General features: G+C 37.3%; 22 protein-coding genes and 2 riboswitches. Of the genes, 14 read left to right on the top strand and 8 right to left on the bottom strand.

Translation table 11 applies throughout. The features are described 5' to 3' along the window. Window positions 1-1,098: 1,098 nt before the first annotated feature. Entirely contained in the window at window positions 1,099-3,081 is a 1,983-nt protein-coding gene (locus J2Y67_RS25855; RefSeq protein ID WP_310178785.1) for a methyl-accepting chemotaxis protein, read from the bottom strand. Between the two features lie 218 nt (window positions 3,082-3,299). Here J2Y67_RS25855 and J2Y67_RS25850 point away from each other — a divergent pair, with 218 nt between their 5' ends. From J2Y67_RS25850 to J2Y67_RS25840, 3 genes are all read left to right on the top strand, one after another. Continuing rightward, window positions 3,300-3,536, top strand: coding sequence for a hypothetical protein (locus J2Y67_RS25850; RefSeq protein WP_310178783.1), 237 nt, complete (start codon window positions 3,300-3,302; stop codon window positions 3,534-3,536). A 191-nt stretch (window positions 3,537-3,727) separates the two neighbouring features. Further along, window positions 3,728-4,168, top strand: coding sequence for a cell wall hydrolase (locus J2Y67_RS25845; RefSeq protein WP_310178781.1), 441 nt, complete (start codon window positions 3,728-3,730; stop codon window positions 4,166-4,168). A gap of 238 nt (window positions 4,169-4,406) precedes the next feature. Next, window positions 4,407-4,489, bottom strand: a riboswitch (cyclic di-GMP riboswitch). A gap of 711 nt (window positions 4,490-5,200) precedes the next feature. After that, on the top strand, window positions 5,201-5,977 hold the full coding sequence (locus tag J2Y67_RS25840) for an REP-associated tyrosine transposase (protein WP_310178779.1): 777 nt from the start codon (window positions 5,201-5,203) through the stop codon (window positions 5,975-5,977). Between the two features lie 63 nt (window positions 5,978-6,040). Here the strand turns inward: J2Y67_RS25840 and J2Y67_RS25835 are convergent, their stop codons facing one another. Together J2Y67_RS25835 and J2Y67_RS25830 are read right to left on the bottom strand one after the other, a co-directional pair. Then, window positions 6,041-7,486, bottom strand: coding sequence for an HD-GYP domain-containing protein (locus J2Y67_RS25835; protein ID WP_310178778.1), 1,446 nt, complete (start codon window positions 7,484-7,486; stop codon window positions 6,041-6,043). A gap of 181 nt (window positions 7,487-7,667) precedes the next feature. Next, window positions 7,668-9,962: a putative bifunctional diguanylate cyclase/phosphodiesterase gene (locus J2Y67_RS25830; RefSeq protein WP_310178776.1), complete on the bottom strand. Its 2,295-nt coding sequence runs from the start codon at window positions 9,960-9,962 to the stop codon at window positions 7,668-7,670. Window positions 9,963-10,241: 279 nt separating this feature from the next. Between J2Y67_RS25830 and J2Y67_RS25825 the strand changes: the two genes are divergently transcribed. Together J2Y67_RS25825 and J2Y67_RS25820 are read left to right on the top strand one after the other, a co-directional pair. Then, window positions 10,242-11,207 (top strand): LCP family protein, encoded by a 966-nt coding sequence (locus J2Y67_RS25825; RefSeq protein WP_310178773.1) that lies wholly within the window; start codon window positions 10,242-10,244, stop codon window positions 11,205-11,207. Between the two features lie 679 nt (window positions 11,208-11,886). Continuing rightward, on the top strand, window positions 11,887-12,039 hold the full coding sequence (locus J2Y67_RS25820) for a hypothetical protein (protein ID WP_310178771.1): 153 nt from the start codon (window positions 11,887-11,889) through the stop codon (window positions 12,037-12,039). Window positions 12,040-12,640: 601 nt separating this feature from the next. Here the strand turns inward: J2Y67_RS25820 and J2Y67_RS25815 are convergent. Continuing rightward, entirely contained in the window at window positions 12,641-12,823 is a 183-nt protein-coding gene (locus J2Y67_RS25815; RefSeq protein ID WP_310178770.1) for a Fur-regulated basic protein FbpA, read from the bottom strand. Between the two features lie 589 nt (window positions 12,824-13,412). Between J2Y67_RS25815 and J2Y67_RS25810 the strand changes: the two genes are divergently transcribed. The 6 genes from J2Y67_RS25810 to J2Y67_RS25785 all read left to right on the top strand — a co-directional run bounded on the left by J2Y67_RS25810 (window position 13,413) and on the right by J2Y67_RS25785 (window position 16,320). Then, the gene (locus tag J2Y67_RS25810; RefSeq protein WP_310178767.1) at window positions 13,413-13,544 is read left to right on the top strand and encodes a hypothetical protein; all 132 of its coding nucleotides are present in this window, start codon (window positions 13,413-13,415) and stop codon (window positions 13,542-13,544) included. Beyond that, entirely contained in the window at window positions 13,516-14,010 is a 495-nt protein-coding gene (locus J2Y67_RS25805; RefSeq protein ID WP_310178764.1) for a cysteine hydrolase family protein, read from the top strand. The genes J2Y67_RS25810 and J2Y67_RS25805 overlap by 29 nt, the downstream gene beginning before the upstream one ends. Before the next feature lie 339 nt (window positions 14,011-14,349). Next, window positions 14,350-14,832 carry a DUF2975 domain-containing protein gene (locus tag J2Y67_RS25800; RefSeq protein WP_310178761.1) on the top strand — a complete coding sequence of 161 codons (483 nt, stop codon included), beginning with the start codon at window positions 14,350-14,352 and terminating at the stop codon, window positions 14,830-14,832. Between the two features lie 10 nt (window positions 14,833-14,842). Next, a complete protein-coding gene (locus tag J2Y67_RS25795) occupies window positions 14,843-15,058 on the top strand; it encodes a helix-turn-helix domain-containing protein (protein WP_310178759.1) in 216 nt (71 codons plus the stop codon). 15 nt (window positions 15,059-15,073) lie between these two features. Continuing rightward, complete coding sequence (locus J2Y67_RS25790; protein ID WP_310178757.1) at window positions 15,074-15,952, top strand: DUF817 domain-containing protein; 879 nt, start codon at window positions 15,074-15,076, stop codon at window positions 15,950-15,952. After that, complete coding sequence (locus tag J2Y67_RS25785; protein ID WP_310178754.1) at window positions 15,949-16,320, top strand: hypothetical protein; 372 nt, start codon at window positions 15,949-15,951, stop codon at window positions 16,318-16,320. Before J2Y67_RS25790 ends, J2Y67_RS25785 begins: the two co-directional genes overlap by 4 nt. 549 nt (window positions 16,321-16,869) lie before the next feature. Here the strand turns inward: J2Y67_RS25785 and J2Y67_RS25780 are convergent. The 3 genes from J2Y67_RS25780 to J2Y67_RS25770 form a co-directional block, all read right to left on the bottom strand. Next, window positions 16,870-16,929, bottom strand: a complete 60-nt coding sequence (locus J2Y67_RS25780; protein ID WP_310178788.1) for a YvrJ family protein — start codon at window positions 16,927-16,929, stop codon at window positions 16,870-16,872. A gap of 83 nt (window positions 16,930-17,012) precedes the next feature. Further along, window positions 17,013-17,231 carry a DUF2922 domain-containing protein gene (locus tag J2Y67_RS25775; RefSeq protein WP_310178751.1) on the bottom strand — a complete coding sequence of 73 codons (219 nt, stop codon included), beginning with the start codon at window positions 17,229-17,231 and terminating at the stop codon, window positions 17,013-17,015. A gap of 36 nt (window positions 17,232-17,267) precedes the next feature. Beyond that, the gene (locus J2Y67_RS25770; RefSeq protein ID WP_310178749.1) at window positions 17,268-17,486 is read right to left on the bottom strand and encodes a DUF1659 domain-containing protein; all 219 of its coding nucleotides are present in this window, start codon (window positions 17,484-17,486) and stop codon (window positions 17,268-17,270) included. Between the two features lie 318 nt (window positions 17,487-17,804). Further along, window positions 17,805-17,888: riboswitch (cyclic di-GMP riboswitch) on the top strand. A gap of 29 nt (window positions 17,889-17,917) precedes the next feature. Here J2Y67_RS25770 and J2Y67_RS25765 point away from each other — a divergent pair. The 3 genes from J2Y67_RS25765 (at window position 17,918) to J2Y67_RS25755 (ending at window position 19,777) form a co-directional block, all read left to right on the top strand. Beyond that, window positions 17,918-18,142, top strand: coding sequence for a hypothetical protein (locus J2Y67_RS25765; RefSeq protein ID WP_310178747.1), 225 nt, complete (start codon window positions 17,918-17,920; stop codon window positions 18,140-18,142). A gap of 288 nt (window positions 18,143-18,430) precedes the next feature. Next, window positions 18,431-19,519: a patatin-like phospholipase family protein gene (locus J2Y67_RS25760; RefSeq protein ID WP_310178744.1), complete on the top strand. Its 1,089-nt coding sequence runs from the start codon at window positions 18,431-18,433 to the stop codon at window positions 19,517-19,519. 129 nt (window positions 19,520-19,648) lie between these two features. After that, entirely contained in the window at window positions 19,649-19,777 is a 129-nt protein-coding gene (locus J2Y67_RS25755; protein WP_310178741.1) for a hypothetical protein, read from the top strand. A gap of 94 nt (window positions 19,778-19,871) precedes the next feature. Here J2Y67_RS25755 and J2Y67_RS25750 read toward each other — a convergent pair whose 3' ends face one another. Continuing rightward, on the bottom strand, window positions 19,872-23,030 hold the full coding sequence (locus J2Y67_RS25750) for an EAL domain-containing protein (protein WP_310178737.1): 3,159 nt from the start codon (window positions 23,028-23,030) through the stop codon (window positions 19,872-19,874). Window positions 23,031-23,345: the final 315 nt, after the last annotated feature.

Below are 23,345 nucleotides of genomic sequence, written 5' to 3'. Positions count from 1 at the left end.
GCCTATCGGGCTTATTGGCGACACTTTCCACTTGTTTCGCCCTGATTCTGTCGCCTATCAAGCTTATTGGCGACACTTTTCACTCGTTTCGATCCAGCTTTGTCGCCTATCGGGCTTATTGGCGACGCTTTCCACTTGTTTCGCTCCGGCTTTGTTGCCTATCTGGCTTATTCCCATACGTCCGTTAATGTTCTTGGAGAATATACACCTGTGTTTTAGTACAAACTTTTTCTTTAGAAAGATAAGGTGCTAAACTGCTTTAGCGGTGGGAGTTGTCAGGTTTATAATGGCTAAAATAGCCGTATTCTCGTTGTAGTTCACCTTGATTGTTCCACTAATCCATTAAGATTTTCGAGACAATGATTTCAAGGGAATGATCCTCGGAGTCCTTGTCATAATCGCTAATGTACAAGTCAAATCATAGGTTGGTACCGCTTTATCATATTCAAGCTCACTCATATGCTTCCAGCTTACATGGCAATAATCAGCCAGTTCTTCTTGGATTAGTACTTCCTATTTCTTAATCTCTTAATTAATTCTCCAAAGGTCTCATTAGATCCCAAAAGAATTTCTCCTTTTTAAGACCATTAGATATTTTGGATGGAAATTACGCCACGCCTTGAAAGTTACAAAGTTTTCCCTCGAGAAACATTGTTGGATAGGTGTTGTTTTTCTTGCGGTTTCGTTCAAGTTTCGACAACTTTTTTGCAAGTTTTCGTTAAGAAACCTAGTTATTAAAAGGTATTGTTCGGTTTCTAATCAAACGTTTGTGTAGAAGCCCGTTTTGTCGAAACTGGTACAATTTTTAGAGATAAAGTCATTTTCGATAGTTTGGGAGATTGATCGAGAGAACAGAACAAATTTTACCGACAAAAAATTTCCTCGGAAACTGAACAATGTTCGTTTTCCAAAGGGCTTTGACCAGCTTTAATCAAACGTTTGATTGAAAAGGAAAGCGCAGGAAACTGTCGATTTTTCATGATTGCTGTCAAGATACTGCAGATTGGCAGGCGGGACCAGACCATGGGGACGGTTCTCCCGGCTTTTTTGGACCAAGAGAACCGTCCCCGTGGAATCACCCGTGGAATCACGTGGAATCTAAAAAGTAAATTTGTTTATTAATAATTTTAAATCCTCTGCCATGTTAGAAAGAGATATGACTGAAGCTGAAACTTCTTCAATTGCTGCTTGCTGTTCTTGAGTGGATGCGGCCACTTCTTCAGAGATCGAAGCATTGTCTCTTGCAATCCTTGCCAGTTGATTTGCAGTTACGGTCACTTCTTGTATGCCAGTAGATATTTGTTGTACAGTAGCTGATATTTCCTCCATTTGAGGAGTCATTTCTCTTGTACTTCTTACGATTTGATCAAACTTTTGAATGGTTTCAGTTGACACTTTAATCCCATCTTGGACCTCTTCTGTCACTTTAGCCATCATTTGAACAGATTGATTTGTATCACTTTGTATTCCCTTAATTAGTTTAGTTATTTGTTTTGCAGAGATTTGTGATTGCTCAGCCAATTTACGCACTTCGTCCGCCACTACAGCAAATCCCTCTCCATGTTCACCTGCTCTTGCAGCCTCAATCGCAGCATTTAAAGCTAATAAATTCGTTTGATCAGCAATCCCGCTGATAAGGTCTAAGATGGTGCCAATTTCGATAGAGCGGTCGTTTAAAGATTTGATCATATGATTTGATTTTGCAACGGAGTCATAAATAGTGTTCATCTTGTCCATTGTACGATGAACAGACTTCTCGCCTTCTTCAGCTTGTTCAGATGTTTTTACTGCCAGTTCTGTAACCATGCCAGAACTGTCCACTATTTGAATGATTCCTATTGAAGTTTCTTCTAGGAATTTTACATTTTTATCTAACCCGTTGGTCTGGGTCTCAGCACCGTTTGCTACTTCTTGAATCACTCTCGTTACCTCAACAGTAGCAATACTAGTTTGCTCTGCACTAGCTGCTAACTGTACGGTATGAGAGGCAACCTGTTCGGCGCTCACTTCAATATTTTCAATGAGATCACGCAAGCTTTTTTGCATGTCATTAAATGCTTTGCTTAATTCGCCAATTTCATCGTTAGATTGGACTTCAATCTGTTCTGTTAAATCCCCATTGCTCACTTTCAACACTTTATCTTTCAAGTTTCTGATTGGTTTGATTATCGCTCCTGCCAAAAGAAAAATGAATATCCCGCCAATAATTATGGAAATAACGACAACTAATAGTGTTTGATTGAAGATAGGTTTTGCTGCATTCGTTGCATCTGTTAAAAGCATGGTTCCTGCTAATTTCCAACCTGTTAATTTATTCGTTGTAAATGCCATTTCTTTTTTCTGGCCATTGAAATTGTATAGAAATTCACCGCTATTCCCTTGGTAGATTTTATCATAAAGTGAATCTTTTGCTTCTGTCCCAACTTTTTGAGTAGGGTGGACAATAAATTGCCGATCCTGGCTCAGAAGGAAGGCGTACCCACTTTCACTGATCTTTATACTGCTTGTCAATTTACTTATAGAATCAAGACCCAAATCAATTCCAATTACCCCTGAATGATCATCTACTGTTTTAGCAATGGTAACCGTCATTTTCCCCGTGGAAGCGGCAATATAAGGGGGAGTAATAATAACTTTTCCAGGACTTTGCAATGCTTGTTGGTACCAGCCTCTTCTTCTGGGATCGTAATCGCTCGGAAGCTGCTTTCTTGGAGATTCAATCATTAACCCTTTATTTGTTCCAACATATATATTTTCTACTTCTGGATGAATGGAGGCATATTTGTCAAAAAGCCTTCTTATTTCTGGACTGTCTTCCCCCTTATACGCTTTAGAATTGATAATACCAGCGTAAAAATCAGCATCATCAAATTTTGGACTTATAAAATTATCGATGGAAGAATTGAGTAAATCAATATTAGTAGAAGCCATATGCAATATTTGATTTTTCACTTCCGTCTCAGCACTTTTAAAGCCTAGAATTCCAATTATTACTGATGGAATAACAAGAATAACGAAAAAGGAAATAATAATTTTAATTTTTAAACTAAAGTTAAAGCTATGTAGTTTCAAAGATGACATCTCCCTAATGGAAATTTATTACAATACCATAATAATATTTATAAGTTATTTATCGGCATAATTCCTTTTTGGTATAGTGGGGACCATGGGGACGGTTCTACTGGCATTAAGTGAAAATGTTCAATAAGTAATCAGGTCTGAACACATACCATATAGTGGTAGTTTAATATAACCTTTGTTCGTAGTTTGTTCCTTTTCTTCTCCATGCTTATTGCCACATGACGAATCATTTCCATCAAGCACGTATTGATGCAGGACCAAGGCATATGTGGATTGAAGAAACAATTGCTGCAGAAATTGCTATTATGTCGAACTGTGGCAGCAGGATTTGGAGAATTGAAAAAGTAGTACGAATGGATAAGGAGAGGCTGCTGTGTTGGATTTTCAGGAGACGGGTAATGGATCGCTCCTTGATTACTGTCGGAAGAAAAACAAACAACGCTCAGATGATCTAAGTTAAAAGAAATTTATGATGTATTTTTATGTAATGAACAGGTGCGAAAATTGGGGCAGTATTGTTGAATGAAGGTATAAAAAGAATGCAATAATTTTACTTAAGGTACGCTTTAAAAACTAAGAATTCTTATTCTATAAATAATGACATCAATGAAGGCTTTTTTTCATACTATATTTTGGGGGTGGAAAAATGCCAAGAGTAAATTACCGAAGCTCAGACGTTGACGTAATGGCAAGGATGATGAGAGCAGAAGCCGAAGGTGAAGGAAAACAGGGAATGTTATATGTTGGAAATGTAATTGTGAATCGTCTTGCAGCAGATTGTTTAGATTTTAAAGGTTTAAGAACAGTTCCCCAAGTTATTTTTCAAGTACAAGGAGGAAATTTTTCCTTTGAAGCCGTTCAAAAAGGGAATGTATTTTATCAAAGATCAAGAACTGCTGAAAGAAGATTAGCAAAACAGAATTTGGATTATTGGAGAGACCACCCAGCGAAATATGCCCTTTGGTATTTTAATCCACATGCTCCATGCCCTCCAACATGGTACGATCAACCTCAATCCGGTCAATTTAAACAACATTGTTTTTATGAACCAAAAGCTGGAACATGTGATAGTGTTTATAGCGGTTAAGCTTACTCTTTGAGGGACCAGAGGGGTGACCATGGGGACGGTTCTTTCGGCTTTTTTACCCATGAAATGAATAAAATAGACCAAGAGAACCGTCCCTGTGGAGAGCCCGAATTACCGGGCTCTAATTTTCTTACCACATCTAATACATTTGCCGGTGTAATAGTCAACTTTATGATTCCTATAAAATAAACAAAATATGGACTTAATACTCAAACGATCCCTCTCCTTTGAATATCAATCCGGTAGTCCAGCCATCTTAGTGTTTACCTTAGATCTGAGACTTTGCGTCCTTATCTTTTAATAAGTTTGCCTTTTTCAGATTTTCAATGAAATTATATACTAAATTGTAACATTTTTACTATTAATGTTAAATCAAATTTTTATCCAAATTTAGTCTGGGGAACCATGGGGACGGTTCTCCCGGCTTTTTTGTTCCAAGAAATGAATAAAATAGACCAAGAGAACTGTCCCTGTGGAAAATGATTAAAAGCTGGTGTATGATAGGTTTGATAGAAATTGTTCGCTCCTTTTTTGCTTAGGATTTCCTCTTGTGATTACCCTCCAAACAGACTACTTGTCCTTTTTATCTTTTTCAACGCAATTCACCAATTCTATTCGTTTTTCCAATTCTAAAATTTGACTCTATGAAATAGAGAATATTTGACCATCGTAAGTGCTCATCGCTTTTTACCCCTAACATCTATCCATAACCTCCAAGGTCTCTACTGACAAAGGGGAATCGCCACTGATTTTTATAGGAGCTGCTAAACCGTAACAATCACCGCCCTTAGGGGCAATTACTGCAAAGATCTCCAAGGCAGGATTGAAAATTATTCGCTTGGCAAGAACGATTGCAAACTTAAAGGGAGAGAAATTCATTCGGATGAGGCTCTAATTTTAAGAAAAATAAAATGGTCAATAGAAAATGCATCTTAACAAACACAGGCAGGGGAGAGCAGTGAATGGAATGATTAGTGATCTGGCGGATGTATTCTAACATAAAAGAATCTATGGTTTCTGGTGGTGATGAAGATGCCTCGTAAAGCAAGAGTAAAGAGTGGTAGTGGAATCTACCATATTATGTTGAGAGGTGCCAATAGACAGGAAATCTTCCATGACGATGAAGATTGCCAGACCTTTCTTGATCTCTTACATAAAAATAAGCTAAAAACCAACATGATGATTTACGGATGGTGTTTGATGAGTAATCATCTTCACCTTCTAATCCGAGAAGGAGATGAGGATTTATCGATTACCATGAAACGAATCGGTGTCAGTTTTGTCTACTGTTATAACCAAAAGTACGGAACATGTGGACATCTTTTTCAGGATAGGTTCAAGAGTGAGAATGTAGAAAATGATCTTTACTTATTAACCGTGGTCAGATATATTCATCAAAATCCATTAAAAGCAGGAATGGTTAAACGAGTGGATGAATGGAGATGGAGCAGCTGCCAGTATTATTACAATGCAGACAAGGATGTAATGAAACTGCTGGATTCAGAATTCATTTTGGGGAAGGTTTCAGGGGATCATATACTGGCCAAAGCGAAATTTAGAGAATTTAATGAAACGGTTAATCAGGACCAGTGTCTTGAAGATCTGGGAAGTGAAAGAAAATTCACGGATGAGGAAGCAAGGAAAGTGATTAAGGAGCTCCTAAATGGAATAGAAATTGCCCAAGTAAAGAGTTTGCCTAGGAACGAAAGGAGTGAAATACTTAAGAAAACAAAAGGAGTCAAAGGCCTGTCGCAACGTCAAGTAGCAAGAATTTTAGGTGTTTCACGGACACTTATCTCGAAAGCATAAAGCTGACCAGGGGGACGGTTTTGTGAAGCCAGGAGAACCGTCCCCCTGGAACCCCCCTGGAACTTAAAATGAAGAAAGTCTCTGTATGGTTGCTTCGTTTTGGATAGATTCAGAAGGATATTGATAAACAGATGGATTTCGTTTGCAAAGCTGCTCCCATGCGTCGACACATTGGGGATCAAAATGAGTTCCTCTGTTTGCTATTATGTACTTCATGGCCTCCGAATGTGTCCACGCTTTTCGGTATGCTCGTTCCGAGGTCAGGGCATCATAAACATCTGCAACTGCGACGATTCTAGCAAAGAAAGGAATGTCCTCCCCTTGTAATTTATCTGGATATCCACTTCCATCCCATTTTTCATGGTGCGAACGGACAATGCTCAATTCATCCTTCAGGAACCCGAGTCCTCTGCACATTTTATAGCCTTCTACCGGATGCTTTTCGATTACTGCCCTTTCTTCAGGCATTAATTTCCCTGGCTTATTTAATACAGCATCAGGAACACGTATTTTTCCCACATCATGCACAAGTCCTCCTTGGACAATAGCGCGGAGTTGCTCGGGCTTTAGATGAAGTTCTTCTGCAAGCTTTAAAGCATACATGGTTACTCTAAAGGTATGCCCTGCTGTGTAGATATCCTTCTTTTCTGTAGCTGACACTAGCGCTTTAACGCTCGGTGCGATGCTATTCGTAATTCGTTCAAACGGGTCTGTGGTAAACAAGGATCGAATCGATTCTGTAAATGTCCCTTTTACGGCGTATTGTTTGACCAAACCTATCATCATAACAATCATGGAAGCTAGTAATAAGAAATGATAGATCCACCAACTGAAACTCCATAATAATCCTCTCATCATAATCAATTGTGAGACCATGATCCAACCTGTACTATAGACAATGGCTATTTGTAAAGGAAATCGTGTAAATCTGTAAGACTGATAATAACGATAAATCGTCATGCCATTAAACAATAGGATTAAGATTGTCAAAATAACGTTTAAAGGTTTTCCATTGAACAGAGTAAGATGTTCAATATGTGAATTCACCATTCCGATTGTGCAAAAGATAAGTAATGCAACGGCCCAAATAGGGACTAACAGACGCTGTTTCTTTGCAAGAAATACGACAAGTAAGTTGTCCGACGGCAAGGATGACAACCATAGCCAGACTGTTGCAAGCATCATGCTTAATTGGGCAGCGATACCAGGCAATTGGGTGTTTCCAAGGATGAAATGTGGAGTGGATAGCCCGTGAATTGAAAACACGAGTCCGAGTGACAGAAAAGATATTGATAGAAAACTAACTTTAATATTCCGGATTCGGTTTCCAGCGATCCCTACCGCAAAAGCAATGATACTAGAGAGTATGGAGATTAGACTCACAATATAAAAGTGCCCTCTCGGCATCATAAACATTGAATCCTTAAATAAGCCTGAGTGAAAAGCCTCAAACAAAAAATAAGGGAACGACACAGCGATTAATGGCGCCAGAAAGCTGTAATTTTTCATGATAATCCTCCATTAGACCTAATTCATTTGTAACAAATTCCATAAAACCATAGTAGCATAGTCTTATAGTTAGAAAAACCTATTCACTCACGGAGTTCTCTTCCTGGACGAATTAGGGGATTTACAAAGAAAACATGCGGGCATCTTTTTCAGCAAAGCCAGGAGAACCGTCCCCATGGAACTACGCGATTAATTTTTCAAATTCCTTTACATGGATCGGTTTACTGATGTAGTAGCCCTGAACCTCATGACACCCATTTTCCTTTAAAAAATGAGATTGATCTGCTGTTTCTACTCCCTCTGCTATGCATTTAAGTTTCAAGGTTTTCGCTAAAGCAATGATGGTTTTGACGATGTCAGAATCCGTTTGGTCAATTTGGATGTCATCCACAAAGGACTTATCAATTTTTAATGCATTGAGCGGCAGGCGTTTCAAGTAACTCAGAGAGGAATAGCCCGTTCCAAAATCGTCTATGGAAATATAGATTCCCATTTCTTTGAGCTTGTGGAGCACCTTTATGGTGTATTCACCACTTTGCATGACACTTTCTGTTATTTCCATTTCCAGGTTTTCAGGATTAAAACCGGTTTCATGTAAAGTCTCTTCGACATTATGTATAAAGTCGTCTTGCATTAATTGTTGTAACGAAACATTCACGGCAATCCGTAAGGGAGGAAATCCTTTTTCTACCCATTCCTGCCCTTGCTTGCAGGCAGTGTGTAACACCCATTTTCCAATCGCCTTGATTTGTCCTGTTTCTTCCGCAATGGAAATGAATTCACTAGGAGGAACCATCCCCATTTCAGGATGCATCCATCTTATTAATGCCTCCACACCGATAATCTTACCAGTGCCCAATTCCACTTTTGGCTGATAATAGAGGATAAATTCATTTTTTTCGATGGCTTTACGTAATCCCTTATCAATCATCATTTTTCGATTTATTTGTTGATTCATCTCTTTGTTAAAATAAAAGTAATTATTTTTTCCATTCATCTTCACATAATACATGGCCGTATCCGCATTTTTGATCATGGTGTCCACATCCGTTCCGTCTTCTGGAGCGGTGCTAATCCCAATACTCGGAGTAATGAATAATTCGTTTCCTTTCAACATATAGGATGCTGATAAGGATTGAATCACTCTTTTAGCGATTTGTTCCAACTCTTCTTTCGAAATATTTTCTAGGATGATGGTAAATTCATCGCCACCTAACCGGGTAACAATATCTTTTTCTCTAACACAGGCAACTAAACGAGATGACACTTCTTTAATTAATAAATCACCGATATCATGCCCCAGAGAATCGTTAATGAATTTAAAATGGTCTAAATCTATAAACAGTAGGGCCATAGGTTGAGAATTACGTTGAGAGTTAGCCATTGCAGTCGTTATTTTTTCATAAAATAAGCGACGGTTCGGAAGCTCTGTAAGGGTGTCGTGAAAAGCGTAATATCTTATTTGTTCTTCGTATTTTTTTATTTCAAATAGATCACGAAATACCATAACAGCTCCTATGATCTTTCCCTGATGATCAATAATCGGTGAAGCGCTATCATCGATTGGCAACTCTGTTCCCTTCTTGGTAATTAGCAGGGTATCCTTATCAAGGCCAACCACACGTTTTTGAGCTAATGCCTTTGTAATCGGGCTTTCTACCATTCCCCGTGAATATTCATTTATGATGTTTAAGATCTCTTGATGGTCTTTTCCTAATGATTCTTCTTGTAGCCATCCAGTCAAGGTTTCAGCAATTGGATTCATATACGTGATTTTTCCATTAATATCTGTAGTAATTACGCCATCTCCAATACTATCAAGCGTAACCGATAATTTTGCCTTACTTTCTATTAATTCATATTGTCTCTTGATTAAATCGATAGAATCGTTCGATGACTTAAAAATAAATATTAACAAATAGTTAGAAATCACACTGACAAGCAGGGAAAAGCCCCAGAAATAGGTTAACGTCTCCCATAACAAATCTGTATTTTTTAAAAGATAGGTTAGGAAGATACTGGAAACGAACAAGGAAATCAGTTGAAGGATCAGCCAATTTTTCCAATGGTTTTGTCTTAGGTATTTTGAAATCATCCCAAGTAAAAATCCAACAAGTAAAGCTGAAATCACTCCAGCAATGGACGAGGTGTTAATTCCAAAAAGTAAAATTCGCCCCAGGGCTATTACAATCGATGCTGAAAGGGAAGTAGCAAATCCCCCATGTAAGGCAGAAAGGACAATGACGACATACCTTAGATCGATTTTTGTTGTATCATTCACTTGTATGGAAAAATACATTAAAGCGATTCCTAATACGCCATACCCTAAGCCATAGAGCCATTTTGAAATAAATTTTGAGTGTAAATTGGAATAAGAAAAAAAATAAATTTGATGCCCTACAAAAAGAAATGTAATTAATATCATTGTGTTAATGAAGAATTCTCGGAACATTTCATCACCCATCACCTGTATCATTTGTTAATTTTCTATTCGGAATTTTAAAACTTCAGGAAATAATCCTTTCATCCTATATAATATCGGCACTTTTTATATTTAGATTAGGACTAATGGGGACGGTTTTGCTGGTAATTACTAGAAAAACATGAGAACCGTCTCTTGGACCATGAGTGGAGATTTTAAAAGCAGGCAATTGGTTTTATGTACTAAGTGACAAGAATTTCATATGGTGATAATATTTTAACGTGTAATCGTGCGAAAATAGTAGAAATGACTTAAATCATAGCGGAGGAATTTATGAGTAGAAGAAGTAAGAAAAAAAGAAGCAAATGGAAAGTTTTTGGCTATTCTCTTCTAGGGATCATCGTGGTTGCCATTGTAGCAGTTGGCTATGCGTACTATCAACTTCAACCAAAGAATCACTTTAAAAACATTCCCGTTGTGAACGCGGGGACAACAGAAAAACAAACACAACCAAGCAATTCAACCGGAACGAATTTTAATATTTTAATCATGGGTTCTGATGCAAGACCGGGTCAAAAAATTGGTCATACGGACAGCATGCTCCTTGCCCATGTCGATTTGGATAAAAATCAAATCAATGCAGTAAGCATTCCACGGGATACTCGTGTTCATTTAGATGGCTATGGGTATACGAAACTCACAAGTGTTCAGTATATTTTACAAGCCAATAAAGGTCCTAAGCAAGGGATGGAAGGGGCTGTAAAAGCCATCAGTGATTTTACCGGTGTCCCGATTAATTACTATGTTGAAACCAATTTTGAAGGTCTTCAATCAATGATTGATGCACTGGGCGGAATCGAAATGAATGTGCCAATGGATGTGAAAATGGGGAATCAAATGGTGACTGCCGGTTCTCATTTCTTGGACGGAAAAACGGTATTATCGCTTTCCCGCGAACGCCATTCCCTTGCCAATGGGGATTATGGGCGTCAGCAGCTTCAAATGGAAGCACTAAAAGGGATAGCCAAGCAAGCTTTACAACCTAGCAATATCTCAAAAATGCCTACACTGGTTCATTCTGTTTCTAAATATATGGTTGGTACGAATATGTCAACATCGGATATGGTCAGCTTAGGCCTTGCCATGAAAGACTTTGATCCTAACAAACAATTAAACTACAAACAACTAACGGGTGTAGGACAAACGATGTATGACGACATCCTAAAGGCAAACAATTCCGAGATCATTATTGATCCAAACCAATTAAAAAGTACGATTGCTAAATATTTTAATCGTTAAGAAGATGTTTTAAAAAAGCCTTATAACTTTAATTTAATGGTATTGTAATTGTTCTTAATTTAAATGTAATGGTTCGATAATGATGTTCCTTTATGATTAGCTGTATAAGTTTTAAAGCAGCTAAGGAGTAATCGAACATGAAAAAATTATTTAGGATTCTTTGTAAGTTCCGTAAATTTCATAAATACAACTATTATACAGATGAGTGTAAAACTTGTGGAAAGAAAAGAAGAATGGCCTAAAATTGCCCGGTTGTGTTAGCACAACCGGGTTTCTTCAGGTTGGATAAACAGTATTTTATTTTTTATTGAGTATAAATGCAGGACTACAAACAGAATAGTTTATCATGGTATTTTCTTGAAGGATTATCATCACTACATATAAAACATTGTTGGCAAAATAGAAAAAGACCGTAGGTGCAGAAACACCAAACAGTCTTAGGCAATTTACGGGGTCTTTTGGCGTGCAAATCTATTTTATACCCATTGAATGGAGCCAACTCACCATGAGGAAGGTATGGAAATAGAATAAAAACTTTTTGATATGGTTGCTTCGAATTTTGTCGAAGATTGATAGGATATAGTAGTTCTTGAAAGTGGTAGAATGGAGTTGCAACTGAATATTGTTAGGGTGGTGGGTTGTCACTCTTCTTTCCTCAGTAGGAAAGGAGGTGATAATCATGGAAACAATTCTTGAAATTCTGCGAGAAGTTCTGAAGGGAATGATACGTGAAGTAGTCGCTTATTTCCTTCGGAAAAACATTCTAGAAAACAAGAAAACCACCCGCCGTCGCAAGCAAAAGGGTGGTTCTCAAAAAAACAAATTACATTGACAACTACCACCCTTGCGATAGCAGTTGCATGGAGAAGTGTTAACGCACTTCTCTTTTTTATTATATATTCATTATAAACAAAAATATTCCGTTTTAGAAGGACTAATTAAATATTGTGGTCAGACCTTCACTGGCAAGAAACCAAGGGGACGGTTCTTGCGGCTTTTTGTTCGTTGGTATACGAAATGACTTAATAAATGAAACTTAATAGAAGTGATAAGGTTCACGAGTCAAGTGCAATTTTTCCAAGATCTCGACAATTTTCTTGCAAAGTTCTTTTTAAAGACCTATATATTAGAAGGATTTGCTCCGTTTCTAATCAAACGTTTGTGTAGATGACCAGTTTGTAGCAACTTATACTATTTTGTGACGTAATGTCATTTTTTGAGAGTTTGGGAGATAAATCGGGAAAAGCTAAACGAAATAATCGACAAAATATTTCCTCGGAAACAGGATAATGTTCGTTTTCCAAAAGGGTTTGTGGAGGTTTTAATCAAACGTTTGATTGGATCGGTTTTTAGGAGGTTGGGTCGAAGAAAAACCATGGGGACGGTTATACTGGCATTCTTCTAAAAAACCATGAAAACCGTCCTGTGGAATTTTATACCCATTGAATGGAGCCAAACTCACCATGCGGATGGCTTTGCAATTTATATCTCCTATATTCATCTTTTAATTTCGATAATGGCAACGCATAAAGCTGTTGATCTTCTTTGTTATATACGTTTAAAAAAATAAGTTTATTAATCATTTTTTGTCGCTTTTTCTCATCATTATTTCTCATCAGAACCACTCCTTTTGTTTTACAAAAATTTCCCTTTGACTAAAACACTTTTAATATTCGGCCTGACTAAAATTTTTTAATGGATTAATTGTATTGTAACCTCACAATTCCTATCTGTAAAGTATGAATTAAAAATTTTCTATAACAAAGACCTTGGGGACGGTTCTGTTGGCTTTTTTTGGTCTAGGAATTGAGAAAATAGACCAAGAGAACCGTCCCCGTGGAACCCGTGGAACTCCCGTGGAACTTCGTGGAACTTTAATAAAAAATTTCGCCTGCTATTACACCCAAAATAATTAGAACATCGAATGTGATAAGTATTTTTATCCATGCTTTCATAACGTGCTCTCCCTTCTAAATTGGTTTTTATCGATCCAAAACTAGTGTATTTTCACCTATTTTTTATATGATTTATTATATTAAAATCCGCGGATTCATTTATAAGTATGAGGGTACAAAAAAATCCAGCGCTATGGGCTGGATCTCCTCCTTCTCTAGGTATTGGTTCGTTTACCTGATATTTATGATACCGAGTAAATATGAACATTTTTTGAACAATAAATGAAAACTTTCCATCTCCTTAAGATGAATGATAACCATTGCGAAACAAAAAATGCTTAAAGAAAAATCAACAAAAGGAAAATTTTATGATATCGTTAATGGTGAAAAAAGGTATGAGGAGAATAATCATGATGGAAAATACAGCCTTATTAATTATTGACTTGCAAAAGGGTGTTCAGCCTGAAAATGTTCCACTTTATAACTTAGCGAATGTATTAAATGGGGTAAATCAAAGAATTCGTTTATTTAGAGAAAGAAACAACCCTATCATTTTTGTTCAACATCATGATGAGGATCTGGTTCTTCATTCTCCAGAATGGAAACTATTTCCGGGACTAGATGCGAAAGACACCGATATCTATATCAACAAAACACATGCAAACTCATTTTACAAGACGGATTTGAATGAACATCTAAGAAAATTAAATATAAATAAAATTGAAATTTGTGGCGCACAAACCGAATATTGTGTTGATACAACGATTCGAATGGCTCATGGATTGGGATATACATTATTTATGAAAAAAGGGTTAACTACTACGCTTAACAGTGACCTTCTAGGAGCTAAAACCATCATTGAGCATCATGAGAATCTTTGGAATAATAGATTTTTAACTTTTTTATAGAAAATAGCTTATTGATTTTCTTGAAAAATGGGACTGTAAAGCTAGTATTTACACATTTTTGCGCTATATCAAACATAAATTGGGAATATATCAACACTTATTTTGCGGATATCGATACAAATTTTAATGATATCAACACAATTTATTGACCATTTTGAAGTAGACTAGCCCGAATAAAAAATAGCAATAAAGCATTTCTTTGTCATGAAGAATGCTTTTTATTTTTGCGTATTTTTTTATAAAACAGTAAAAATAAAATTAAATTCAATAATTTTTTATTGAAAAACGATAAAATATATTTTAAAATCAAGTTGAAGATAATGAAGTGAGGTGCTTTTTATGAAACAAGGATCCACACTCTTTTTAAAGATAACGGTTATTCTTATCGGAATCCCCGTTCTTGCTTTGTGCATCTTTTTGGTGCCTGAGATCGGGAATATTGCAGCAAAATTGCTTCCAGCGATTGCTGCTATTAAATATTTCGTTTTCACCGTTTTTTATGCATCGGTGATCCCTTTTTACTTTGCTTTGTATCAGGCTTTCAAACTTCTACGCTATATTGACAAAAACCAAGCTTTCTCGCAACTTTCTGTAACAGCTTTAAAGAAAATCAAACACTGTGCCATCACAATCAGTGCCTTGCATGTGCTTGTCTTGCCACTCTTTTATCTCTTTGCGGAGAAAGATGACGCTCCAGGTGTCATCTTTGTCGGATTTGTGGTCCCTTTTGCTTCCATAGTTATCGCAGTCTTTGCTGCTGTTCTCCAAAGGCTTTTAAAAGAAGCGATTGATATAAAATCGGAAAATGATTTAACGGTCTGAGGTGGAGGATATGGCGATTATTATCAATATTGATGTGATGTTAGCGAAGCGAAAAATGAGCGTAACGGAGCTTTCGGAGAAAGTTGGGATTACGATGGCGAACCTTTCCATTCTGAAAAATGGGAAAGCAAAAGCGGTTCGGTTTTCAACATTAGAAGCGATATGTAAGGCTTTAGATTGCCAGCCTGGTGATATTTTAGAATACCGAAGTGATGAAGACGAATGAGAGGTGTGGATCCCTGTGTCCCCGAAAAATCAGATCACGAGAGCCTTTAAACAAATCGTTCGTTTTGGTTGGGAGCAGGCCTTATCCTGTTTGTTTCCTGTCGTTATTTTTGCCTCTTTGGCTCTTACAAAAATCATGCCGCTTCCCTTCTTGCCACGGTATGATTGGCTGCTGATCATCTGCCTTCTGATGCAGTGGTGGATGGTGCGTTCGAGGCTTGAAACACGGGATGAACTAAAGGTGATCACATTGTTTCACCTGATTGGGCTTGCTCTTGAACTTTTCAAGGTACATATGGGCTCCTGGTCTTATCCGGAGGAAGGATATTTCAAAATTTTTGGAGTGCCATTGTATAGCGGATTTATGTACGCAAGTGTAGCGAGTTATCTTTGCCAGGCATGGAGGAGGTTAAAGGTTGAATTGGTTAGGTGGCCGCCCTTTCTGGTCGTTGTCCCTCTTGCATCTGCGATTTATTTGAATTTTTTCACCCACCATTATTGGATGGACGTCCGCTTTTGGTTATCTGGACTGGTCATGATCGTCTTTTGGCCATCGTGGGTCACATACGAGGTGAATGGAACTCGTTACCGTATGCCACTCGCCCTATCATTTGTGCTCATCGGATTTTTTATATGGATAGCCGAAAATATCGCAACGTTCTTTGGAGCGTGGGAATATCCAAACCAAAGGGTTGCATGGAGTCTCGTCCATCTCGGAAAGGTGAGTTCATGGGTCTTACTAGTGATTGTCAGCTTTCTTATCGTAGCAACGTTAAAGCAGGTTAAGGGGAACCATTCCACTAAGGTAAGTACCCGTCCATTTTATAAATGGAATTTGACTTTTTTAAAAAAAAGGGATCCATCAGGAGTTGAAATGAGGAGTGATTCAAATTGATCAAAAACATTAGCCTTATAACGGATAAAATAAAAGATTTTTCAATAAAAAATATAGAGTTTATGGTTGGATTCGCGCTGAACTTTCAAAATAGGTCTTTTGATGTCAATTGTTTGCTCGACATTGATTTTATTATTAAGGATAAAGAAAAACAATATATTGCTTGCTTTCGGTTCCACAACCCTACTAATATCCATTTTGAAAGTGGGGGGATCTATCATCAAATGTCAATCGAGATGTATGATATAAGGGATAGAGGTTGGGAAAATAAGACATATGAAGTGATAGACTACGAAGAAGATACACTACACTTTTATTGTACAGACATTGAAATTCTATCTTTAAGAGAAACTCAATCTATCATTTAGTCCTATTTTGCTAAGGCTCTTTTCGTAAACTTTGTTGCTTTTGGAGCTTAATAAGGTTCATTTACTAAGTTTGTAGGCAATTTCCGCAAATATTCATACGAAAAGATGCCACGAAGCATATAGTTATACGGGTTGATGAACTTATACGAAAAACAACAATCTATGCGAAAATAGCCTTTGCTAATTAAAGGGTTCCATTTTGAGGTGCTTTTCTGAAATTTAAAGCCGAAATGATAAACGTTTAGACATAGTGATTGGTATATTATAACGCAAAAACTCGCCGCATATTGGCGAGTTTTCTTTCTAAGTTGTATGGAGACCAAATCCTGGGAAAACCAGAGAAAGTGGTCTTCAGATAGTTTGCGTCAATCTAAATTTATTGCATCAAAGCCTTTTATGGCGAACCTATCAGGAAGTAAAAATTGGATGGTTTCAGTAAAAATTATAAAAATGCTGAAAATAAGATTGTTCTAGAATCCTATACTAAAGATGGCGAAGAAAAAGTATTAAACAAAATAATGAATTAGTTTGATTTTTGGAAACCTTGCCTTAGGTCCGATAAAGCAAATAGAGTGTCACAACGATCGGAAAACCGACTTCACTAATGATCGAAATAATCTGCTCCCTTTTCAGCTACCTCCTTTCATGATAGTAAAGAGACCGGCTTCACGAAGAAGCCGGCCCACGCCATCTTATACAAGCTCATAATCTGTCACATTGCGCTCTACTACTCTTGCTCCCTTTGCCGAAACAAGATCGCCGCTTCCGGTATAGAAAGCACCGGAGCTTACGATTTGATCCATTGATTGTTTCACAATGGCTTCATCAATCGGTTCCTTCGGATTATCAATGGTAATGCGGGCAACTTTACCAGCAGCCGTCACAAATTGTAATTCCAATGTTTTAGCCAATTCTATCACCTCCCACCCTCAATATTGAGCCTTTTATTAGGCTAGTAAATCTGAACTGTCTGTTCTCTCGACCCGGTTAAGCGTATCATTACACAATACAAAGATGGCCTGTGCAGCTTGATAGAGTTGGTCCGCTGTAGCTTCTTTTTTGATATTATTGAAGCTCTTTGCTTTTAAAATCGGATTCCCTTCTCCATCCACGCCGGTTTCGAATATGATGCGAAGCTTAGTAGCTGCTAATCGCGCTTGTGCCATTGTTATCACCTCCTCCTTACGCCTTCTATATATAAAAAAATCGAAGAAAAGGACAGGGTGTGGAAAAATAAATTTCTGGTAGTATTTACTGAAGTTTGAAAGGAAAAACTGCGTGGACGAGCAGGTATCCACCACCAAAGATAGGTCACTATTTGAGAATGAGTAAATTCGTGCACAGAGGTTTCATTAGAGGGATGTTTTGTTATGGGAAAAATACACCTTTTCCATATTTTTCATTAAATGTCGAGATTTCTGGATTTTTATTTTGTAATATTTGAAATAAATGTAATAAAATTAACTTAGTAATTTTATACTTTTAATAGAAAAAGGCAAACCATTCGAAAGGGTGGGACGCAAAGCTCCAGGTCTAAGGTTTTTAACTATGATGGCTGAGTTGCCTAAAATAGTAGATATTTTAGGAGGCCTATATTGTGTTTTCTCTTGCTTGTGAAAAAGAGACAGAGATTGAATGGGGGAAACAAAGTGATGAAAAGATCGTAGAGGGGTATGTAATCGCAATACTAAATAAATGTGATCAAAATTTAAAGTTTTTAGAACAGGAATTGTTTAAAAGGAAGTTATTTTTAGTTGCTTTAGAACAGTATGATATAAAAAAACATTTTATAGAGGAAAATTGTGAAGGTTTTCACTTATAGTGAAGAGTGCCTTTGTGATACATATTTTTTAAGTCGATTCCGCTTGGAAATCGGCTTTTTTGATTGGCTAAAGGGAAATTTAGTTAGAGAAGGAATTAATATGGACAATCGAGAAATAGAAATGTAAAAGAATAAGGTTTGTTAATTCAGCGTGGCAAATTTTTAGTAATAGTGATCATTTTAAGGGGGAATATAATTGAAATTGGATTAAAGGGTGTCATAACTTATAGTTAAAAGTAAAGGAGCAAGAGCCTTTATAAAAATTTATATAGCTAAAGGAGAAAATAGATGGAAAAAAAGAAGATTCTCTTAGCCTTACAGGGCGGAGGGGCGCATGGAGCATTTACATGGGGAGTTCTCGATCGATTGCTTGAAGAAGAAAACTTGGAAATTGTGGCTGTATCAGGGACGAGTGCAGGGGCGGTTAACGCAACCGTATTAGCCTATGGATTGACGATCGGAAACAGGGAAACGGCGCGAGAGAAGCTTGACTTATTTTGGCGTAAAAATGCTGAATCGGGAATGTTTTCTCCTTTTCAACCGACATGGTTGGATAAAATGGTGAGTCCTGGAAATATGGACTTCAACCCACTCTATCAATCATGGGGAATCATTACTTCCTTTCTCTCTCCTTATCAGCTCAATCCTTTCGATTTTAACCCGCTTAAGAATACACTGAATGATACGATTGATTTTGAGAAGGTCCGTAACAATCAGAAAATAAAGCTTTTCTTATCTGCTACAAATGTAAGGACCTCACAAGTTAAAGTGTTTGATACCGATGAAATTACAGTTGATACCGTCTTAGCCTCAGCCTGTTTGCCACAAATCTTTAAAGCTGTTGAGATCAATGGAGAGCATTACTGGGATGGTGGCTATGTAGGGAATCCTTCTCTCTTCCCACTGCTATGGGAGCATGATTGTAATGATTTAATGGTGGTTCAAATTAACCCGACCAATTTCCCCAAGCTGCCGACAAATGCTCATAACATTGTTGATCGTGCCACCGACATCGGTTTTAACTCTAGTTTAATGCGTGAAATACGCGGCATCCATTCGTTAAATAGTCTTGTTGATCATGGATTTGATTACGATGGTCAATTAGAGAAAGTCAATATTCACTTTATTCATACAGGTGAAGGTTTGAACAATTTAAATGGTTCAAGCAAATTGAATGTTACATGGGATTATCTCCTTTACTTGCGTGACTTCGGCAGAAAAAATGCTGATTCATGGATCAAGGAAAATTACGATAAGATTGGTGTCGAGTCAACATTTGATGTTGAAAGGTTTTTTGGTTCGGACTCTCCTGAAGCCCTAACTTTTAAATTTCCCAGCAGGAAAAAGGTCCGCCCTTTTGATTGCTTTTTCCAATAAGTATTATTCACAATATCTTATGGTTTTGGAAAATGAATTATCAGATCCAAATGAGGATATGTTAGAGGTTGTAAAAGGAATTTATCTTGAAGCAAGAGATATGATATATTATAATCCGGAGGGGAAATTATGACCAAAACAGAGGAATTGAAACAGGAATTGCAGGTCTTGACCAGTCGGCGTGAACGGATGCAGAAAAACCTTTATGAAGTGGAAAAACGCATTAATGAGATTGTTAAAGAATTGAAAAAACAATAAGAAAGACCATGGGGACGGTTCTGCCGGCTTTTTTAGTCCAAGAAATGAATAAAATAGACCAAGAGAACCGTCCCTGTGGATTCCTGTGGATTCATTACTTTAGTGGTAACCTAACGATAACAGATGTACCCTGACTTTCTATACTTTCGAATGTGATCGTTCCTTTATGCTGTCTGATAATCCTCATACATAACATTAAACCTAATCCCGTTCCTTTTTCCTTGTTACTAAAAAAGGGTTCTCCAAGTCTCTTGATCCGTTCTTCGCTAATTCCCACACCGTTATCACGAACCTGAATAAGAATATTTTTTAGATCTTCGATTCGAACCGTGATGTTGATGATCCCTTTTCTGTTTATATCCAAAGCTTCAATACTATTTTTACATAAATTAATTAAGACTTGTTTGATTTGATTCGCGTCACACATGATGGAAGGAAGCTCCGGTTCCATTTCGGTGGAAAATTCGATCCCTTTCAGATGAGCCTCGGATTCTAGTAAGGTTTCTACCTCTTTTATCAAGGTAGAGATATTGACTTGTTTCAGTTGAATTTCTTGTGGTTTTGCAAGGGAAAGAAATTCCTTGATAATATCCTCAATCCGATCAAATTCCGTCAAAATCACGTTATAGTATTCTTCTTTTATTGGTCCCTGTTGGAATAGTTGGATAAACCCTTTAATAGAGGTGAGCGGATTTCTGATCTCATGCGCGACTCCTGCAGCTAACTCCCCAACTAATGATAGTTTCTCTGACTTCCATAAAAGTTCCTCTGCTTGTCTTTTCTCTGTAATATCTTTTCCGACTACCATGATATGCTCTACTACCCCATTTTCGCCCATCACTGGTGTCCCTGTTAAATCGAATAATTTCCAGTCGCCATTAGCATGTAATAAGCGAGCCTCCGCCTTGGAAACAGCTTCGGTCTTGATAATTTCTTCAAATTGGCTTTGGATCAGGAGAACATCTTCGGGATGAACCAGGTGAAGGGTATTGTTCCCTTCAAAAAACTCTGGAGAATAACCTAATACGGTTGCATGAGACGGTGATGCATAGATCCCTTTTCCGTTAAGATCAAATAAAATAAGTAAATCCGACATGTTTTCGGCAATCAACCGGTAGTTCTTTTCACTTTCCATCAGTGCTCTTTCCGCATTCTTTCGATCGGTAATATCAATACAGGAACCAATGACCTCCACTACTTCCCCGCCGCGTTTAATCGGGCTTAATGCAGCGAGATAGGAAATTCCATTCACTTCTGCTTCATAGGTAACACATTCTTCTCCATTCCAGGCCCGCTCGTAGCACAACTCTATTTCTTTGGCGATTCTTTCAGGGAAAAATTCAATTAATTGTTTCCCTACTACAAGGCTAGGAATAAGGCCTAAACGATACAATAATTCTCCATCACATAAGGTGCGAATAAAATGACCGTTTATTTTTTTAAATTTAAAAATCATTCCTTGCTGTAAACGGATTGTTTCATTTAATTCCTTTTTAGCCATACGCACTAATTCTTCGGCCCACTTACGTTCATTGGTATCTTGAGAGATTCCGCAATCCTTCACTACCTTTTGAATTTCTAAAAGGGAATTCTCTAATTCATTTGCAGATAGTGGTTGAGTAAAGAGGAACCCTTGCCCCTCATCACATAGATGCTGCTGTAAGAAGATCAGTTGTTCTTTTGTTTCGATTCCTTCCGCCACCACACTCAAATTTAAATTATGCGCCATGGAAATGATGGTTTTTACAATTGTTTCGTCATTGGGATTATTTTGCAGTTGTCGAACAAATGACTGGTCAATCTTTAAGGTATTCACCGGAAACTTTTGTAAATAATTTAAAGAACTAAATCCAGTTCCAAAATCATCAATGCTAATATGGACCCCAAGCTTCTTTAGTTTTTGTAAAGTGGCTATCGTCCGTTCGATATTCGCTGTCATGCTCTCCGTAATTTCTAATTCTAAATATTTTGGTTCCAACTTCGTATCTAGTAGAATTTTTGCAATGGTTTCCTCCAAATTAGATTGAGTAAACTGCTTTGCTGATAAGTTGACAGATACGGTTGTTAAGAATCCTTTCTGTTGCCATTCTTTATTCTGTTTACAGGCGGTATAGAGTGCCCACTCGCCAATCGGAATAATTAACCCCGTTTCTTCGGCAACGGGAATAAAGGTTCCAGGTGGAACCATGCCTAGTTCAGGATGATTCCAACGGATTAAAGCTTCAACTCCTACTACTTTCCCCGTTTTTAAACTCACCTTCGGCTGATAGTGAAGGGATAGCTCCTCCTGTTGGATGGCTGTATGAAGGTACATTTCTAATTTCAACGGATTGAGATCTGTTTCGTGGTTATTCATGGAATAAAATTTAAAATTATTTTTTCCATCCTTTTTTGCTTGATACATCGCAAAATCAGCATGGTTGATTAAGCTTTCCACTGTCTCTCCATCTTCCGGGAATAAACTGATTCCGATGCTTGGGCTAGTAAAAATATCGTAATTATGAATTTTAAAGGGAGAAGCAAGAGCGTCTAGTATTCTTCTACTAACCGTTGCAGCCACATTTCGATCAGCGTTATTTAAAAGGACAATAAATTCATCGCCACCTTGTCTAAAAACGATGTCTTTATCATCTAATGTTGACTTTACACGTGAGGCTACTGCTTTTAATAATTGGTCCCCTGTATGATGACCAAGGGTATCGTTGATTACTTTGAAGCGGTCAAGGTCCATAAATAATACGGCAATATTTTGTTTCTTTTCTGCCGCCCTAATCAATTCATTAGGGATGCATGAATTTAATTTATTTCGGTTTGGTAGGCCTGTTAAGTAGTCATGATAGGCCATATGTTCATAGTTTTTTTCTATTTTTACTTGATTGGTAATATCCTGTGAAATTCCGAAAACACCATTGATTTGGCCCTTTACGACAATGGGAACGATTGTAACATGTAAATGAATCACTGAACTATTTTTATGAAAGATAGAAGTTCGAAAGTATTGTGGTTCTCCCATTTTACATTGCTCAAAATGATGGATTGCTTCTTCTCGTTTTTCAGGGACCATAATGGTGTTAAAATTCATCGACATGATTAGTTCTTCCTTACTATAACCGGTAACCTTTTTACAAGCAGGGTTACAGTTGGAGATGTTGCCATCTAAATCAAAGGAGAAGACCATGTTGGCATTATGTTTAAAAAGTGATTGGTAACATTGATTGTTTATTTCTAATTGTTCGAGCATGTCTTTGGCCATCACATAAACTCCTAAACGTAATATTTAAATTTCTAAGTTTAGTAGGTTGAGATTCTATTAATAGATTAAGGTTTTATTTAACAATTATAAACGTTTTTGGAAGATAAAAAAGTGCAAAAGTGGAAGGTAAAGTGGAAAAACTGGTGGGTAAAATTAAAATACGTCGGTCCCATGGATCATGTGGAGTGGGATTTTACTGAAAATGGTAATTGTCTTTTGGGAATAGACCTGTTTTGAGAGAAATACATGGGTGTTTAGCAGTTTTAATAGGAAGTGGAAGGTAAAAAGAGGGAAGTGGAAGGTAAAAGTGCAAAA

The sequence above is a fragment of the Neobacillus niacini genome (assembly GCF_031456445.1).
Classification (GTDB): Bacteria; Bacillota; Bacilli; order Bacillales; family Cytobacillaceae; genus Neobacillus; species Neobacillus niacini_I.
This window is presented reverse-complemented; position numbering and strand designations above follow the sequence as displayed.